This window comes from Nostoc paludosum FACHB-159 (assembly GCF_014698835.1).
In the GTDB taxonomy this organism is placed as follows: domain Bacteria; phylum Cyanobacteriota; class Cyanobacteriia; order Cyanobacteriales; family Nostocaceae; genus Nostoc; species Nostoc paludosum.
Map to the genome: position 1 here is coordinate 158,739 of NZ_JACJTU010000012.1, position 18,147 is coordinate 176,885.

The window sequence follows — 18,147 nt, forward strand, 5'->3', positions numbered from 1 at the left end:
AATTATTTGTGGAGGCAGGCAATAGGCAACAGATTACCCTCGATCTCAGTAACATCATTGCCTAACAACGCTTACGAGCTTTTTTAGTACATAAAGTATCAATCAAGTAGGGTAGCACAGCTGTGCTACCCTACAACAATTTAATTTTCAAGTATTGACCAAGCTGTAGGGGCACAGCATTGCTGTATCCTGACATATAGATGTAGTTTAAATCTACTGTAAGTGTGTAGAGCTAGCCCGTCGTAGACATAACCTGTGGCGGAAAGTAGTTGTAAGCGATCGCCAAAATTAATATTACACAGTTATTTACAGATGGAACAAGTAATTGAAACTCTCAAACAAGATTTACCTACACTTTTTGAAAAAGATATTTCTTATGACATTTATACACAGGATATCTATTTTAAAGACCCAGTGAATACATTCAAATATAAATTTAATTATCGGATTATATTTTGGACTTTGCGATTTCACGCTCGGCTATTTTTTACCCAAATTTCCTTTGATGTACATGATATAAAACAGTCTGCGTCAGATACTATTTTAGTCAATTGGACAGTGCGAGGAGTTTTGCGTGTTCCCTGGAAAGCACCTTTGCTTTTTAATGGCTATTCAACTTATAAACTCAACAAAGATAATTTGATATACGAACATATTGATACTTGGGACAGAAAGCCAGGGGAGATTTTAAAGCAGTTTTGGCAAAAGGGAGAAACAGTTAGTTAGCTGGTAGGTATTCTCCTTTTGCAAATCTAATTTAAAAAACAACTTTTTGGTTGAGGCTATCTTCAAATCTTGCTTAATTCTTAGTATTAATTATCAGAAGCAGGTCATCTATATAAAATACGTCTTAACTCATGCAGAATATGACAAAGACAACTGAAAAAATGACCCTTACTTTTAACTCAGAACTTTATAGCCAATTACTGTCTCAGCATCAACCTCGAATTATCAAAACAGAAGAGGAAAACGAGAAATTTTTAGAAACTGTTGAAGCACTGCTTTCTCGTTCCGATCTGACTCCTGAAGAAGATGCTTTGTTAGAATTATTGGTAAAACTGATTGAGGATTTTGAAGATAAGCATTATCAGCTTAATGTTTCAACTCCTCGTTCAAGACTTTTGCATTTGATGGAAGCTAGAAGTCTGGAACAGGCTGATTTAGTAGAAACTCTTGGTTCAAATGAGATTGTTGCTAAGGTTATTAATGGAGAGTTAAAAATCACTAAAGAACAAGCTGAGGCTTTAGGTAAATTTTTTCATGTTGATGCAAGTTTGTTTATTTGAGAATAGGCGATCGCTATCCTAAGACACAACTAGTTCAGATATACGGCACGTTTAAAGTTGGTGCAGTACATAAACTTAGCTTAAAAGCCAGTTATAAAAGCTGTTTTACTTCTGAAGTATCCTGTATATTGATAAATTAATATTATTGTTGTACACTGATTTTCTTAAGTATACTACATGTAGCAATCCAAATTTAGATGTGAGAACATATCGAAAGAAAAAGTAGGTATTTATAACCTTTTCAGACATTTTATGTCTTACGACTGATTTAGGATCGCTATACTCAATTACAAGTATAAACAACTAAAAAGACACTAAAAATGGCAAAAGACAGTCTGAAGGTTTATTTAGATGCCCTCATATGTAGAGAAGCATTTGAAGTACAAGGGCAACAAGGCCAAAACATAGGAAGAAATATTGCTATGATATCTATTCGTGATTTAGAAAATAATTCTTTTTTCTATCCATTTTTACGCAAACCTGATTTTCAAAGAGAAACTAATGAGTGGGAATCTCAGAAAATATGTGATTTTATAAAAAGTTTTTTAGATGGAGATTTAATACCATCTGTTATTCTTTGGAGAAGTTCTAGTAGTTATTATTTTGTGATAGATGGTTCCCATCGGCTTAGTTCTCTAATAGCTTGGATCAATGATGACTATGGAGATGGTAAAATTTCCAAAGTATTTTATGATGGAGACATTACAGAAGAGCAAAAAGCCGCTGCTCAAGAGGTCAGGAAACTTATTAAAGCAACTATAGGTTCTTATAAGGATTATCAATCGTTAACACAGCATCAAGGACAAGTAGATCAAAAATTTCTTGATAGAGCAAGAAACTTAGGAGCTTTAGGTATCCAGCTACAGTGGGTTGAAGGTAATTCAGAAAAAGCAGAAGCATCTTTTTTTAAAATTAATCAACAAGCAGCACCTATCGGTGAAACTGAAATGCGTTTACTACTGGCACGGAAGACACCTAATGGTGTTGCTGCTCGTGCAATTATGAGAAGTGGTAATGGGCATAAATATTGGTCAGACTTCTCACAAGATAAACAGGATGAAATAGAAGAACTTGCTCAAGAAATACATCAACTTATTTTTGAACCTAAATTAAAAAATCCTATTAAAACTTTAGACGTGCCAATAGTAGGAAGTCTATCGGCTCCTGAAAAACTTGAAGTTATATTAGAATATGTGAATATTGTTAATAATATAGAAGTAGATAATCAATTAGGAGATGATCCTACAGGAGAAAAAACAGTAGAACTGCTAAAAAATTGTAAAAAGATAGCGCAAAGGATAAATAGCAACCATCCTTCATCTCTCGGTTTCCACCCCATTATATATTTTTACACTAGCGCTGGAAAGCCCAAAATTGGCTCATTTTATGGCATCGTTACCTTAATATTACATTTAGAAAAAACTAAATACTTTTCTAAATTTATACAAGTCCGAAAAGATTTTGAATGGGTGATTTGGCAAGATGATATGGTTCCACAGATTGTCAGCAAAAATGGGAATGCACTCAAAGCAAGAGAGAAAGTTAAAGATTTTTATATGAAAATTATTGATAAATTATTGCAAGGAATCGATAAGAAAAATGTCATTAAGGAAATCATCATCGAAAAAGGTTTTGGCTCTTTAAAAGCTAAAACCAAAAGTAATGCAAGTGAAACCCAAAGTAAAGAATTCTCACGAGAGACAAAAGCAGCAGCTTTTATCAGAGATGCTTTACCTGGTTCTCCACGATGTAAAATCTGTGGAGGTTATCTCCCCAATCGTCTTAATTCTATAGATCACATTAAGAGAAAAGCTGATGGTGGCTTGGGTACTCTAGAAAACGCACAGTTGACTCATCCATACTGTAATACAACATACAAAAATTAGATATTTTGAAACTAAGTCTCAAATTCAGATACAGTGGTGTGCTAGCAGGATGCGTTACCTTTATTAAGACACACTACTATTTTTTCATTGCTGGATACTGTTGCAATACCTGTTGCAAATATTGGCCAGTATAAGATTTGGGATTTGCTGCAACTTCCTCCGGTGTACCTACAGCAATTAATTCTCCGCCTTTATCGCCACCTTCTGGCCCCAAATCTATTACCCAATCTGCACAACGAATCACATCTAAATTGTGTTCAATTACTAAAATTGAATTGCCTTTATCCACCAATCTTTGCAATACATCTAATAATTTGTGGACATCATAAAAAGATAATCCTGTTGTTGGTTCATCTATTAAATAAAGTGTTTTACCTGTGGCGCGTCGAGATAATTCTGTTGCCAATTTTACGCGTTGGGCTTCACCACCTGATAAAGTCGTCGCAGGTTGTCCCAATTGAATATAACCCAAACCGACATCAAATAAAGTTTGCAAACGGGCGATCGCCTTCGGAATATTTTGGAAAAAGTCTAAACTTTCCTCAACAGTCATGTTGAGAACATCGGAAATAGATTTGTCTTTATACTTCACTTGCAATGTTTCGCGGTTGTATCTTGCACCTTTGCAAATTTCACATTGCACATAAACATCAGGAAGAAAGTTCATTTCAATCACATTCACACCCTGTCCACTACAAGCTTCGCAACGTCCACCTTTAACGTTGAAAGAAAATTGTCCGGGTTTGTAACCCCTAGCTTTGGCTTCTACTGTTTGTGAAAATACATCCCGAATGGCGTCGAAAATTCCCGTGTAAGTTGCAGGATTTGAACGTGGTGTGCGTCCAATGGGTGATTGATCTATGACGATCGCTTTATCAACTGCATTTAATCCTTGGATTTTCTCTAAGTCTTTCGGTAAGGGAACTTTCTTAGTTAAATGATGTTGTAATGATGGATAAAGTAACTCGTTAATTAAGGTAGATTTACCAGAACCAGACACGCCAGTAACAGCAACAAGTTTCCCTAATGGAATTTCTACATCTATATTTCTTAAGTTGTTACGATGGGCATTTTTAATTATCAAACTGCGCCCATTTCCTTCTCGGCGTTCTGCTGGGGTATTAATTACTCGTCGCCCTGATAAATAAGCACCAGTCAAAGAATCTTCTGCTGCTAATAATGCTTCTAAATCACCTTGGGCGATAATATTTCCGCCATGAATTCCTGCACCAGGGCCAATATCAACTATATAATTGGCTGCACGAATTGTTTCTTCATCGTGTTCAACCACAATTAAAGTATTACCCAAATCGCGCAATTTAGTTAAAGTTTTCAGCAATCTGCCATTATCTCTTTGATGCAAACCAATACTTGGTTCATCTAAAACGTAGAGAACTCCTGTTAAACCAGAACCAATTTGTGTTGCTAAACGAATGCGTTGCGCTTCGCCACCAGAAAGGGTCATTGCTGGACGGTCTAGGGTGAGGTAATCTAAACCAACATCTAACAAAAATTGCAATCTGGCTTTAATTTCTCTGAGTACTAAATCGGCAATTTGTAACTGGCGATCGCTCAACTTGAATTGCTCAATTCTTTCCCGACAATCTCTAATTGATACGCTAGTTAAATCCAAAATACCGTATTGTCCCAACTTCACAGATAAAGCTTCCGGTTTTAACCTTTTCCCTCTACAAACATCACACGGCTGGTCGATTAAATACTGTTCTAATTTTTGCTTAATTAACTCCGTGCCGCCCTCGTATTGCCGTTGTAAAATTGGAACAATACCTTTAAAAATTTGTTTTTTCTCTGTTTTTGTAGTTTCTTGGTTTTCTCCATACAAAAGAGTATGCTGCTGTTCTTCTGTTAGCTTGCTCCAATTTGTTTGCAATTCAAATCCATAAGCTTGCCCTACACTATAGAGCAATTCCAAATAATAAGAATTATCTTTTTCTGACCAAGGGGCGATCGCCGCATAAACTGGCGCTTCCGGGTCGGGTACAATCAAATCTGGCGCAAATCTTCTTAAAGTTCCAATTCCATGACAGTTCGCACAAGCACCATAAGGTGAATTAAACGAGAACAATCGCGGCGATAATTCCTCCATCACCGCGCCGTGTTCTGGACAAGCAAAATTTTCCGAAAATACTAATTCTTCCTCTGAGTCAGACCCCCCGCCTTCGGCACCCCCCCTTGCTAAGGGGTTAGGGGAGGTTTCCTTAGATGAGTCATGACCAATAACAATGGTTGCAATGCCACCGGATTGTTTTAAGCACGTAGATAAAGAATCGACCAAACGCTCTTGGATACCATCTTTTTTCACCAAGCGGTCAATTACTACTTCGATGGTGTGTGTTAAATTTTTATCCAACTCAATGGAATCTGATAATTCACGCACCTCGCCATCGACACGCACACGGACAAAACCTTGGGATGCCAGACTTGACAAAAGCTTACGATGTGTGCCTTTTTTGCCCCTGACAACGGGTGCAAGAATTTGGAAACGAGTACGGTCTGGTAATTCTAGAATGCGATCGCACATTTCATCAATTGTCTGGGGTGCAATACAGCGATCGCAAATTGGACAATGGGGTTCCCCAGCGCGACCAAATAACAGCCGCAAATAGTCATAAATCTCCGTCACCGTACCCACAGTGGAACGGGGGTTATGAGACGTTGACTTTTGGTCAATGGAAATGGCTGGACTTAAGCCTTCAATCGCCTCCACATCCGGCTTATCCAACTGTCCTAAAAATTGCCGTGCATAGGCGCTGAGGGATTCTACATAGCGACGTTGCCCTTCAGCGAAAATCGTATCAAACGCCAAAGAAGACTTTCCAGAACCAGAAACGCCAGTGAATACAATTAAGCGATCGCGTGGCAGTTCCAAATCAATATTTTTCAGATTATGCTGCCTAGCACCCCGAATCCGAATGGTATTCTGGCTATTGTGCGAGGGAAGATGTCCGTTCAACAGAGAAGCCTGAGCGTTAGCTTGTTCTGAACCGAACTTCGGGGATGCTGTGAGCTGTGGGTCTGACATATTGCGCGGCAAAAAAGGAGTTTCTTATGAAACAGTCCTTAATAATACTATCTTTAATTACTTTATAGTAGAACAATAGTACTGTTTTAAATACTTATTGGGAGTTGGGAGTTAGGAGTTGGGAGTTAGGAGTTAGGAGTTAGGAGGTAGGAGTTAGGAGTTATTCTCCGCGTCCCCGCGTCCCCGCGTCTCCCCATCTCTTCTTCTGTCTGCCAAATTCCTACAAACTCCATGCAGCCTGAAAAAAATCATACTCACACAACATAGCGTAACGGTAAGTTGAATGCACAACAGCATTACTCGTGGCATAATTCTCAACCAAACTTTCTAACTGCTGTGCCAATGGCTGAAAATCGGTGCTACTGTAAGTCCGAATCCAGTCAGCATATTGATGATTTGGGATGCCATTAACAGCTAACTGTTCTCCCAAAAAAGCATACAAACGCATACAGGGAGACATGGCCGCAGCAGTTAAACCAACATCTTGTCCCCAAGCAGTTGCTAACAAAAAATCAGTATAACGACGGGTAGCGGCTCCAGGTTCCACATCATGCAAATTAACTCCCCACTGGGAAGCATAGCCACTATGCAATTGCAGTTCTGCTAACACACCTCCAGCTAAGTTATGAAATGTCGTGAAACCTACCCAATCTGGTGCTTTAGCTGCGGCAATACTATACGCACGGGCAAAAGCTTCTAAGAAAAAAGCATCTTGCCCTACGTAGTAAGCAAACTTCACTCGTTCAAGAGTACCATCGCCAATGCCTTGAACAAAAGGATGCTCTAGGCACGCTTTGGCTAAATCTTGATTTGCCGTCCATAATTCATTGGATAAAGTCATTAGTTATTGGGTATTGGGCATTGGGCATTGGGCAGATAACTGTCATCTCCCCCACTCCCCACTCCCTAAAAAGGTAAAAACTGAAGCAAGAGGGAACCAACACTGCCGAAAAAGTCAACGAAACTGGGGCTACCAGAGCTTACTTTTTCAGTATAGGGGGTTTGGAGTTCTTTCATAAAAGCCTGGGCTGTTTGCATTCCAGGGGTATTTTTTTGGGATGTAAACAATTTGTCGGCAGCTTGAGCATCTACGAATGCACCTTGTCTATCTAATATTTGGTAGCGGGCGACACCACGAGCTAGATAAGCACCTGCATAGTCTGGTTTAATGGCGATCGCTTGACTAAAATAACTAATTGCTTGCTGGGGGTTGCCTTTTTCTGCTTGCGCTACACCCAAAGCATAAAAATCCTCTGGTGAAGCAATTTGTGATGGTATTCCTATTGCACCTTGGAAGTTACTATTATTCAGGTAAGCGCCATTTAATTCTGCGTTTGTTAAATAGCTACTTCTCAAATCAGCAGCCGCCAAATTTGCGCCACTAAATCTAGCCTCCGTTAGGTTAGCCCCAAATAAACTAGCACCGCTCAAGTTTGCCCCTCGCAAATCAGCACCGCTCAAGTTTGCACGGCTGAGGTTTGCACCTGCAAGATTAGCACCGCTCAAATTCGCTCCAGATAAATCAGCCATGACTAAACCTGCATGAGTCAAATCACAGTTTTGACATTGTTTGGTTGCCAATAACTGTTTCACGTGTTCAGAATTCGCGGCTTGTACGGTTGTTGTGAGGCTAACCAAAGTTAAAAATGTGGCAGTGGCGAGAATTTGGTTTTTCATATTTGTGTAATATTTCTTACTCAAGATTCAATATTAACCGAGATAGATTTATACCTCAGCCACATGATATGAGCAACCTGAACAGTTTGCCCTCTGTATTTGCCTACAATACCCTTGGGTTAAGAAAGTTCCTCGGTACAGGCAAAGGGGGGATTTGCCTATTGCCTATTGCCTATTGCGTTTTAACCAAGATTATGGTTGCCTCAAGAACTCGTTAATAGCATGTAATAATTTATGGAAAGTGTAAGGCTTCGTCAAAAATATATTGACACCAGCATTCGCAGCCTCGACCATCTGGTTGTCCGTTACCATACCACTGATGCCCATAATCTTAACTTGCGGGTTCATTTGCTGCATGATATTAATTGCAGTTAACCCATCCATTGACGGCATCATCATATCCATCAACACCATACTGATTTTATTTTTATGCTGGGCATACAATGAAATTGCTTCAATGCCGTTAATAGCTGTCAGGGTTTTGTAGTTGTGGTCTTCTAGTAAAGTTTTACTAATCTCCAAAATAGCGGCTTCATCATCTACAATTAAAATCAATTCTCCATTGCCGTTAGGCAATTCCAAACTCTCTGCTTGCTGATTTGTAGTTTGGTTAATAGCTGGTAAGTACACCTGAAACTGGGAACCTTTACCTATCTCACTAGAGACTTTCACAAAACCATTGTGGTTTTTGACAATGCCAATTACAGTTGACAAACCTAACCCTGTACCTTTGCCTGGTTCTTTAGTTGTGAAAAAGGGTTCAAAAATTCGCTCTAAAATTAGTGGAGAAATCCCAAATCCTGTATCTGAAATAGTTATAACTACATAGGGGCCAACCTGAGCATTTAGATTTATTTTGGCAAAGCTTTCATCAACGAATAAATTATCCGCAGAAATAGATAATGTGCCGCCCTTGGGCATGGCATCACGAGCGTTGACGCATAAATTCATTAACACCTGATGAATTTGAGTCGGATCTGCCAAGATATTCCAGAGTTTATATGTAGGTCGATTATTGATAACTGCGATCGCTTTGGGAAATGTGCTTTGGACAATTTGCTCAATTTCTAACAGTAGGTGTTCTATTTGTAAACAAACACCTTTGCCTTCAGATCTACGGGAAAAAGTCAGAATTTGCTTGACCAAATCCGCCGCACGTTTAGAATTATGTTCGAGAAGCTTCAGCAGTTGCTGATTGCGTACATCCAGATTGGGAAGTTTGAGCGCCAACATTTCCGTTGAGGACATAATGGGCGTCAGGATATTGTTGAGGTCGTGGGCAATACCACTTGCCAACGTGCCCAAGCTCTCTAGGCGCTGGGCACGGAGAAATTGGGCAAAGAGTTGTTTTTTCTCTGTGATGTCGGTATCAACGGAGAGGATGGATTTAGGTTTCTCTGCTTCATCGCGCATCAGTGTCCATCGACTTTCCACAATAATTTCTTTTCCGTCCTTGGTGACTTTATGTAACTCACCTTGCCAGGAACCACCGTCAGTAACGCTTTTTAAAGCTGCTTGCATTTGCGGTGAAGTTTCTTTGCACAAAATCTCTTCTAGGTTCTTTCCTAAAGCCTCGTGAGCCTCCCAAGCGTACATCCGTTCTGCACCTTGATTCCAGAATAATACTTGGTTTTGAAAATTTCGCACAATGATTGCATCAGAAGTGATATCGAGCAGAGCTGCTTGTTCGCGGATTTTCTGTTCGGCCCACTTGCGCTCAATTGTGGTAGCCAATACATTAGCGATCGCCTGCAAAAAATGAATATCATTTTGGGTAAACTCCCGGAGTCTAGTTGTGTGTGCACCTAAGACACCAAAAGTTTGTTTTTGACCCTGAATAATGACACTAATGCCACTGACCACAGAGTGGTCAATCAATAATCGTGGCCCTTGAAACCGTGTTTCTTTCCGGAGGTCATAAACAATTACTGGCTCACTGCAAACTAGTGTGTAGGACGCCTGAGTTTCATTCTCTGAACTTAATGCTAATTTTAAATTTCCCACCAGCCCTGAGTCCCAACCGACTCCTGAACGTAACAGCAAGGTGTTCCTATCCCCAAGCAGTTCCAAAACCTTACTGTACTCTACCTCAAGGCTTTGAGTAACCAAGACAACGGCTTTATCCATTAATGCGTCAATATCTAAATTAGCCAGAGCTAACTGACCCAGTTCAGCCACAGCTGCCTGCTGACGCACACGCGCTCTTAAACCAGATTCCACCCGCTTGCGTTCAGCGAGTTCAGTTTGTACCTGCTCATAAAGTTGAGATTGCTGGATAGCAATGCCCACCTGTGTTGCCAATTGTTTGAGTAAATCGATTTCCCACGTCTGCCAATGTCGGGGCGCCGTACACTGGTTGGCAACTAATAATCCCCACAATTTTTTTCCTTGGAGGATGGGGACTGCCAAGTTTGCCCTCACTTGAAACTGAGTAAGTAAATTCTTATGGCATTCAGTCAGACCATCTGTATAAATATCTGCGACAGCTTGGATGCGCCCCTGTCTGTACTCCTCGCCGCGAGTTTCCATAAAATAAGTGTCTTGGACTTGGGTATTCAGAGCAGACATCCAATTTTGATCGACAGACTCTACCACCACTACGCCGCTGTAGTCTGGTTCAAACTGATACATGAACACTCGATCAACTTGCAGAAACTGACGTACTTCAGTAACGGTGGTATTCAGAACCTTATCCAAATTCAAACTCTGGCGGATGCGCTGGGCAATTGCCATCACCAATCGTTGCCATTGAATTTGCTGTTGCAGTACCTCTTTTGCCTGCTTACTATCTGTCAAGTGGCACACTGAATTCAACTCATCGTTGTTCATCTATAAATATGCCTGCTCTAATTTATGAGGTTATCAATATCTAGTGACTGCTGAGGATTATACTTATGAACTATTGCCTATAACCCATATTTGGTAGGAATAAATGTTATTTATTCCCTGAAACAAGAGGATTTAAATTTTACCTTAGTTGTGATTAATTTATATCCTAATTTAGGTGGCAACTGCCACAATATGTATTTCCTTTATTCCAGCATAAATATTAATTTGTAACAACTTCCAGACAATATATGTATGTTGAGCCAGCCAATGAGATAAGGTCATTCATCTGGCTTAGACACAGCTTTTTACTCTGTTTTGACTATAAATACTAGAATTATTGTGAGATTTTTATTGCTGATGTAATTTCATAAAAAAGTGGCATTCTTTTGTAAAGACTAAGTAGGTCGGTGTTGAAAATTGTCGTTATGACAAGGCAGGAGGCAGAAGGCAGAAGGCAGAAGGGAAGAGTTTTTTGGGCAACTTTACTTTTAGTTACATATTTTGGTTTTTTTACGCTGTTCTACTTATATACTCTGTATTTTCTAAAATTTACGTGAATTCGACGAACCTCGCTCTGGCTGCAAAGGGACAACTGACTTCAGCTTGATGACACGAATTTGTTACTCTGCGGCAAACTAAGGGTAAATGCTGTTTGACCAACAGATGTTGCTGAATCAAGGATGAGATCGCCTCGATGTGCGCGGACAATTTCACGGGCTAGGCTCAGTCCGAGTCCAATTCCTTCGACTTTGCGGGTGCGGGCACGATCGCCACGATAAAATCGGTCAAAAAGGCGGGAGCGATCGCCCTCTGGAATATCTTTTGATGCGTTGGCGATCGTAACTTGGAGCGTTTTTTGATTTTGATGAGCGTGAATTTTTATCCAACCGTTGGGGAGATTATATTTGATGGCATTACTCAACAGATTTTGTAGAACTTGAATTAGGAGATCGCGATCGCCTTGTACCTTTAGACCATCAGGAATATCGCTTTGCACTTTCAAATGAGGAGCTAGGAGTTCTACATCCTCTAACATTTCCACGAGCAACTCAGACATATCCACTTCAACCAAATACAAGCTCATTTGTCCTGCATCTGCTAAAGACAACAGCAAAAGTTTCCGCATAATGCCGCTTAATCGGCGCACTTCATCCAAAAGGTTGCTTAGGCGCTGTTGCACTTCCGATCCAGGTTCAACCTGTTGCAGTGTTCGTTCTAATTCGCCTTGGAGAATGGTGAGTGGGGTTTTCAGTTCGTGAGCAGCATCAGCACTGAAGCGAGAAGCTTGTGTAAAACTGCGTTCTAAGCGTTCTAGCATTTGGTTAAACACGCCAATCAGTTCCACAAATTCAACATCCGTTGTGCCAATGGGAATCCGCCGATCTAGGCCTTTGACGGTTACCTGTTGAATGACGCCTGTTAATTGATGGATGGGGCGCAAAGCACTACCAGCAACCACCCATGCCCCGACGGCAACCAGCAAAAGCGCTCCCGGAATTGATACAAGAAAAATATTGCGAATAATAGCCATCTCTTGATTGACGGTTTGGAGGCTGACGGCAATGGCAATGTGAGCATTGGGGAATCTAGCAGCCCCAATCCGCCAACTTCCTGTCGCTGTCTGCTGAGAGATAAATTGAGGTGGGCGAGGAAAAGGTGGATTTATATTCTTAGGTATCGGGGGTCGTTCTCTATTCAAGGGCGGTGGCAAAGGTGCCAAGTCAATCTGCCGAAGCAATAGACGATTCAAATCGAGGTCGCCTTGTACTGCGTCGGATTGATAAACTGTTTTGCTGTTTGTGTCCAGCACTAACAGTGCAACTGGAGTTTTTGTATTTGTTCCTAAGGTATGGGTTAATAAGTCTTCATAACGCTGCCATCGCTCTGGTTCGGGTAGAGGTTCGGGTGGACGGTTTGCCCGCATTAATTGATTTAACTGTTCTGCGTCAAGGCGACTGATTTTAGCCTCATAAATCTGAAACCAAGAAACTGCACCAAACCCAACTAATGCACTTCCAGCTAAACCCGCAGACAACAGGGCAATCCGCAATCGAAACGATGGGCGCTTCATATCAAGTTCAGGTAGTTACGAAGAAAGGCAGAAGGCAGAAGGCAGAAGTGATGATTAGTATCAAGCCAACTGAGCCTCCTGAATTATGATTCAAATATCTTTGCATTAGCCCTAATAATAAGTCTTCAGCCGGAGACGATATCATAGTTTCTCATCTGGTTTGCGAAACCGATATCCAACCCCGCGAATGCTTTCAATCAAGCCTGCTTCTTCAATGGGGTCAATTTTTTTGCGAATTCGTTGGATACACACATCGACGACGTTGGTGTTGGGGTTAAAGTCGTAACCCCAAACGTGTTCTAGAATTTGAGTGCGGGTGAAAACTCGTCCGGGAGAGCGCATGAGATATTCCAGCAGATTAAACTCGCGGCTAGTAAGTTCGATCGCCCGTTGATTATAGGTGACTTCCCGCGTGATGCGATCGAGCTTGAGCGACCCAACCACAAGCAAATTTTGGCGTAGGCGTAGCCCGTCGTAGACATCGCCCACACTCCGGCGCACAACTGCATGAATTCGAGCCGCTAATTCTTCCACAAAAAATGGTTTGGCTATGTAATCATCGGCTCCCAAATTTAAACCGGAAAGGCGATCGTCGAGTTCATTACGAGCCGTTAATAAAATTACTGGAGTATTTCGCCCTGAGCGCCTTAGTTGCTTGAGAATCGATAGCCCATCCTTACCCGGCACCATAATATCAAGTACGATCGCATCATATTCGTTATCTAATGCCCGCAGATATCCTTCATCACCATTGTCGCAGTAGTCTACGACAAATCCTTGCTCCTTCAATCCAGCCCGGACGAAGTTAGCAATTTTGGCTTCATCTTCGACAAACAGAATGTTCACAAATAATATTGATTACTTGACAATTATTCTTCCATTGTAAATTCATTACCTTTGAGTTGAAATTACAAAAATGTAATTCAGAAACGAAGCCAGTTGTAATTTTGAGGCGGCTTAATCAAAAATGTAAGCAACAATTTCGAGGTTAATGATAATGAATATTCGTCAAGTTTTAGTGCTAACTGCGATTCCTGTTTGGTTGGGTACATTTGGTTTTATGTCACTCACTCAGGCAAATGCCGCTAATAAATTCCAACAAATTGCACAAGCAACAGATACTCCCAACCAACCACGGTCAGAAAGGCAGCGTCCGCCTCGTCCCGATTTGAAAGCGGCTGCGGCAAAGCTGGGAGTCACAGAACAACAATTAAAGGATGCACTGGGAGTTCCTGCTAATCCTCCGACTCCAGGCGATCGCAATCAACGTCCACCTCGTCCCGATTTGAAAGCGGCTGCGACAAAGTTGGGAGTCACAGAACAACAATTAAAGGATGCCCTGGGAGTCCCCGCTAATCCTCCTGGCGATGGCCAACGTCCACCTCGTCCTGATTTTAAAGCGGCTGCGACAAAGCTGGGTGTCACAGAACAACAATTAAAGGATGCCCTGGGAGTCCCCGCTAATCCTCCCACTCCAGGCGATCGCAATCAACGTCCGCCTCGTCCTGATTTGAAAGCGGCTGCGGCAAAGCTGGGTGTCACAGAACAACGATTGATAGACGCTTTGGGTATTCCGCCTCGTCCTCAAGGCGATCGCCAAGCACCTCCTCCAGCCGACAACTAGTTTAATAATCAACCTGTTCAAACAGTTGAAAACGAATGTAGAGACGTAGCATTGCTACGTCTCTACAAGGGTTTACGGTAATGCAAAATTAATTTCTGGAGACTTCCGTGGTAACCAGCTTACCAAGGTAAAGATAACCCCGTAACTGCGATCGCACCTGCAACAGCACTAGCCGCTAGAGAAGTCAATGCTGTGCCAAATATCCACCAAGCTGCATTGGCAACGGTTTTTTTGGTTTCTTCGGCTTGCTTTTTAGCTTGTTGTTGAATTGCTTTGAGGCGTTTTTGTGTTTCTAGCTGAATGCGTTCGGCTCGTTGTAGTACACCATCCCGTGCGGCTTCTATTTGGTCGATGATGCGGTTGGCGTCTGCTTGAGAAATATCCTCACGAGAACTCAAGACAGCAACTAAGGTGTTGCGATCGAATTGGCTGAGGCGATCGCGCAAGGCTTCAAATCCAGCTTGCGGATCGTCAAAGACTTTGGTAAAGTCTTGCTTAATTCCTTCATAGTTGAGTTCTGGACGATCCAAAGAGTTAAGATAGTTGCGAATTCTTTTGAAAATCCCATCTAAAACTGATTGCACTCTTTGTTGAATATGTTGGAATTGTTCGACAATGGAACTGCGAACAGACTCGATTTGATCCACAATTCGGTTAGCTTCTTCTTCTGAAATATCCTCGCGTTGGGATAGCAACGCCACAATTGTCGAACGGTCAAATTTAGCAGCGCGATCGCTTAAATTGCCAATTCCAGCGCGGGGAGAAGACAACAACAATTGCAAATCGCGTTTGATTCCTTCGGGGTTAAGTTCTTCTTTGTTAGTATTACGCAGGTAATCTTCGAGATTTCCTTCAAAATCTAAAATTTGTTGAGTGGTACGCTTTGCTAAACGTCGCGGCGCTCTGACAAGATCGCGAATTGCATCTTCTAGGCGATCGATAATTTGATTCACTTGTTCTTCGCTCAAATCTCCCCGCTGACTTACCAGTTTCACCAAGGTTTCTCGGTCAACATGAGAAAGGCGATCGCGCAATGCTAATGCACCTGCTTTCGGGTCATCTAGTAATTTTTCCAAATCCCGCCTAATACCTTCTGGATCGAGTTCTTCCAAATTAGTATTGCGGAGATATTCTGCAATGGCTTTTGTAGTTTTTTCGTACTGTTCTGTTGCTTGTTGGGGTACTTGCAAAATACTATCTCGGACAGCTTCTAACCGATCTAGGACTTGGTTAATCTGTTCTTCGCTCAAGTCTCCCCGCTGAGTGAGCAGTTTCACCAGTGTATCGCGGTCAAATTGCGATAAACGCGATCGCAAAAGCCTAATTCCGGCTTGCGGATCTTCTAGTAAAACTCTAAAATCGCGTTTGATAGTTTCGGGGTTGAGTTCTTCTTTGTTAGTATTCCGTAAATAATCTTCAACTCTTTGCCGCAATTCATCGGCTTTTACTTTTGCTTGTGCTTGCAATTCTCTGGCACGATTCAAGATATTATCGCGGTTGCTTTCGAGTTGACTAACAATATTATTAGCTTCTTCTTCACTAATATCTTGACGTTGTTGGAGCAATTGTACAAAAGTATCGCGGTCAAATTGACTGAAGCGATCGCTTAATTCTTCAAAACCAGCTTCTGGATCTTCTACTAACCTCATAAAATCCTGTTCAATAGCTTCCGGATTAAGTTCTTCTTTGCTAGTTGAACGTAGATAATTTTCGATGCGGCTGCGGAAGTCTTGACCTTTTTCTCGCACTTGGGCTTGTTTAACAGTTTCTAAAATGTCCTGGCGATCGCTTTCCATTTGTTCGGAAATTTCTGTTACCCTCGCTTCGCTGATATCACCCCGCTGCTTCAGCAAGTTGACGAAATATTCTTGATTGATTTCCTCTAACTCTCGCCTTACAGTTGTCGGGTCTGCATTCACATCATAGATGACTTCTTTGAATTCTTCTCTGAGGGTAATACGGTTAAAGTGCCAAGGAAATGAATTCAATATGTAGTCTTCTACATCTGTTTTAATTGTATTTTCCAGCGATATGGGTAATCTTGCTGTTGCTTCTTCTCTAAAGTTTTGTAACTGTCGTGTAATTTGCTCGACATCAACATCTTGAACTTTCTCTTTCAGTTTTTGCAACTGATTTGTAATTTTGTTAACATCGATATGAGAAAGGTTCATTCTATCCAATACGGCTGGTACTGCGGCGCTCAAGCCATATTGAACAGCTTGCTTCATTACACCATTACTTTGTTTTCCATTACCACCTCCAACTGTAACCAACTCCTGAAGTCTTTCACCTAAATTCTCGGAATTGAGTTCTTCAGGAGTCGCAGATTTCAGTAACTTAATTACTTGCTGTGTGGGATTTTTGCGATTCAAAGCTTGTTGCCAAGCACCTTCTAATTGGTCAGTAATACGATTGATATCTTCTTTAGATAAATCGGTGCGATCGCTAATTAAATCAACAAACGTTTGCCGATTCACATTTTGCAACAAATCGCTATTAACAACAGATTGGAAATCTGTATCTTGAATCAGCTTGTCAAATTGAGAACGAATTTCTTTGATATCTAATTTTGGCAATTGTACAGAAGTCAAAGAACTTTGCAAGGTGTTTCTAATATTTTCAGGGTCAAAGCCTGATGTTAATTCTCGCCGGACTGCGGCTGTAACTTCTTCTGCTGTGGAAATCAATTGTTGCTTAGCAGAATTAGCGCTAATACCGGTAGTTGCTGTACCGAACAACGCTTGAAAACCAGAACTCACAGTACTTGCAATAGAACCAATTAAAGAACCTACTGCGGATGAACCAAACCAAATTATCAGGGAAAAATAAATAGACCAGATGACTACACCGATAACCGATCCTAGAAATGCATTTTCGACTAAGCTCAGTTTTACCGCTAGAAAAGAAGCAATAAATAATGCAATACTAGCCGTTACTAATGCCCAAGAACCGACTTTACCCTGAACCTTACGAATTTTGCTACCCAGCTTTACTGACTCATCATCATCATCTGAGTCAATTTCCCAATTTGAAATTCCTACAGCAACTGAAAGGTTTGTAAATAACAATTGGAAAGCTAAAGCCATTGAAACCCCAGCCAGCAATGCTACTAAGAATTTAGGCCCAGCAAAAAGAACTGATGCTTCTTCTGGAGTTAGCAGTTGTTGAGCGAAAATCGTAGGTGGTAATCCAAAAGATAGTGAATCCCATCCTAATAAGGTTAAAAAACTTTGAAACATAGCATTTTTTCACTGCATTCAATTAAATTAGCCATTTTTTGAGAAAATGGTCTATCTCTCAATGTAGATATTAAGTTGACTGGGTTTACACTTTCCCAGGTAATAAAGGCTTTTGTCAAAAGTCGTACTTTTTTAAAGTAAATAAAAATTACAAAAGTTAATAAAAAGTTGATGGGTTTGCAATTTTGAAATTCCTAAACATAATTATTTATTTTTTTTAGGCGACAGTAATTTGGTTAAAAAATAATTACTTATTTGGATGATTTCAATTGCTTGCAATACTGATTTACATGAATATAAGCCTATAAGTGATTTATCTCCAAAATAAATGTTTAAATAATTAAATATTTTCTGTAAAAATAAAAAATTAATTAGCGCTAAAAATTTAGCAACAAAATCATATTTTATATTGATTTTTCTATCGATATTTTTTTACTGAACTTTAGATAAAAACGCCTATGTCTGTTGATAGAGAAAAAATTTCTTCCAAGG

At 40.7% G+C, this 18,147-nt stretch carries 12 protein-coding genes; 5 read left to right on the top strand and 7 right to left on the bottom strand.

Features of this window, described 5'->3' with window-relative positions; translation table 11 throughout:
• The first annotated feature begins 312 nt into the window (after positions 1 to 312).
• From H6H03_RS14750 to H6H03_RS14765, 4 genes are all read left to right on the top strand, one after another.
• Positions 313 to 726, top strand: coding sequence for a DUF2358 domain-containing protein (locus H6H03_RS14750; RefSeq protein WP_190955881.1), 414 nt, complete (start codon positions 313 to 315; stop codon positions 724 to 726).
• A 46-nt stretch (positions 727 to 772) separates the two neighbouring features.
• The gene (locus H6H03_RS14755; protein ID WP_190955839.1) at positions 773 to 883 is read left to right on the top strand and encodes a type II toxin-antitoxin system HigB family toxin; all 111 of its coding nucleotides are present in this window, start codon (positions 773 to 775) and stop codon (positions 881 to 883) included.
• Entirely contained in the window at positions 867 to 1,286 is a 420-nt protein-coding gene (locus tag H6H03_RS14760; protein WP_242057713.1) for a helix-turn-helix domain-containing protein, read from the top strand. Before H6H03_RS14755 ends, H6H03_RS14760 begins: the two co-directional genes overlap by 17 nt.
• A gap of 320 nt (positions 1,287 to 1,606) precedes the next feature.
• Positions 1,607 to 3,172, top strand: coding sequence for an HNH endonuclease family protein (locus H6H03_RS14765; RefSeq protein ID WP_190955840.1), 1,566 nt, complete (start codon positions 1,607 to 1,609; stop codon positions 3,170 to 3,172).
• 76 nt (positions 3,173 to 3,248) lie between these two features.
• Here H6H03_RS14765 and uvrA read toward each other — a convergent pair whose 3' ends face one another.
• From uvrA to H6H03_RS14795, 6 genes are all read right to left on the bottom strand, one after another.
• Positions 3,249 to 6,215, bottom strand: coding sequence for an excinuclease ABC subunit UvrA (uvrA, locus tag H6H03_RS14770; protein ID WP_242057714.1), 2,967 nt, complete (start codon positions 6,213 to 6,215; stop codon positions 3,249 to 3,251).
• A gap of 220 nt (positions 6,216 to 6,435) precedes the next feature.
• Positions 6,436 to 7,056, bottom strand: coding sequence for a TenA family protein (locus H6H03_RS14775; protein WP_190955841.1), 621 nt, complete (start codon positions 7,054 to 7,056; stop codon positions 6,436 to 6,438).
• Between the two features lie 65 nt (positions 7,057 to 7,121).
• Positions 7,122 to 7,892, bottom strand: coding sequence for a pentapeptide repeat-containing protein (locus H6H03_RS14780; RefSeq protein WP_190955842.1), 771 nt, complete (start codon positions 7,890 to 7,892; stop codon positions 7,122 to 7,124).
• A gap of 192 nt (positions 7,893 to 8,084) precedes the next feature.
• Complete coding sequence (locus H6H03_RS14785; RefSeq protein WP_190955843.1) at positions 8,085 to 10,721, bottom strand: GAF domain-containing protein; 2,637 nt, start codon at positions 10,719 to 10,721, stop codon at positions 8,085 to 8,087.
• A 598-nt stretch (positions 10,722 to 11,319) separates the two neighbouring features.
• Entirely contained in the window at positions 11,320 to 12,792 is a 1,473-nt protein-coding gene (locus H6H03_RS14790) for a sensor histidine kinase (RefSeq protein WP_190955844.1), read from the bottom strand.
• 141 nt (positions 12,793 to 12,933) lie between these two features.
• Complete coding sequence (locus tag H6H03_RS14795) at positions 12,934 to 13,638, bottom strand: response regulator transcription factor (protein ID WP_190955845.1); 705 nt, start codon at positions 13,636 to 13,638, stop codon at positions 12,934 to 12,936.
• A 151-nt stretch (positions 13,639 to 13,789) separates the two neighbouring features.
• Between H6H03_RS14795 and H6H03_RS14800 the strand changes: the two genes are divergently transcribed.
• Positions 13,790 to 14,416, top strand: a complete 627-nt coding sequence (locus tag H6H03_RS14800) for a hypothetical protein (protein WP_190955846.1) — start codon at positions 13,790 to 13,792, stop codon at positions 14,414 to 14,416.
• Positions 14,417 to 14,535: 119 nt separating this feature from the next.
• Here H6H03_RS14800 and H6H03_RS14805 read toward each other — a convergent pair whose 3' ends face one another.
• On the bottom strand, positions 14,536 to 17,655 hold the full coding sequence (locus H6H03_RS14805; RefSeq protein WP_190955847.1) for an MFS transporter: 3,120 nt from the start codon (positions 17,653 to 17,655) through the stop codon (positions 14,536 to 14,538).
• Positions 17,656 to 18,147 lie beyond the last annotated feature (492 nt).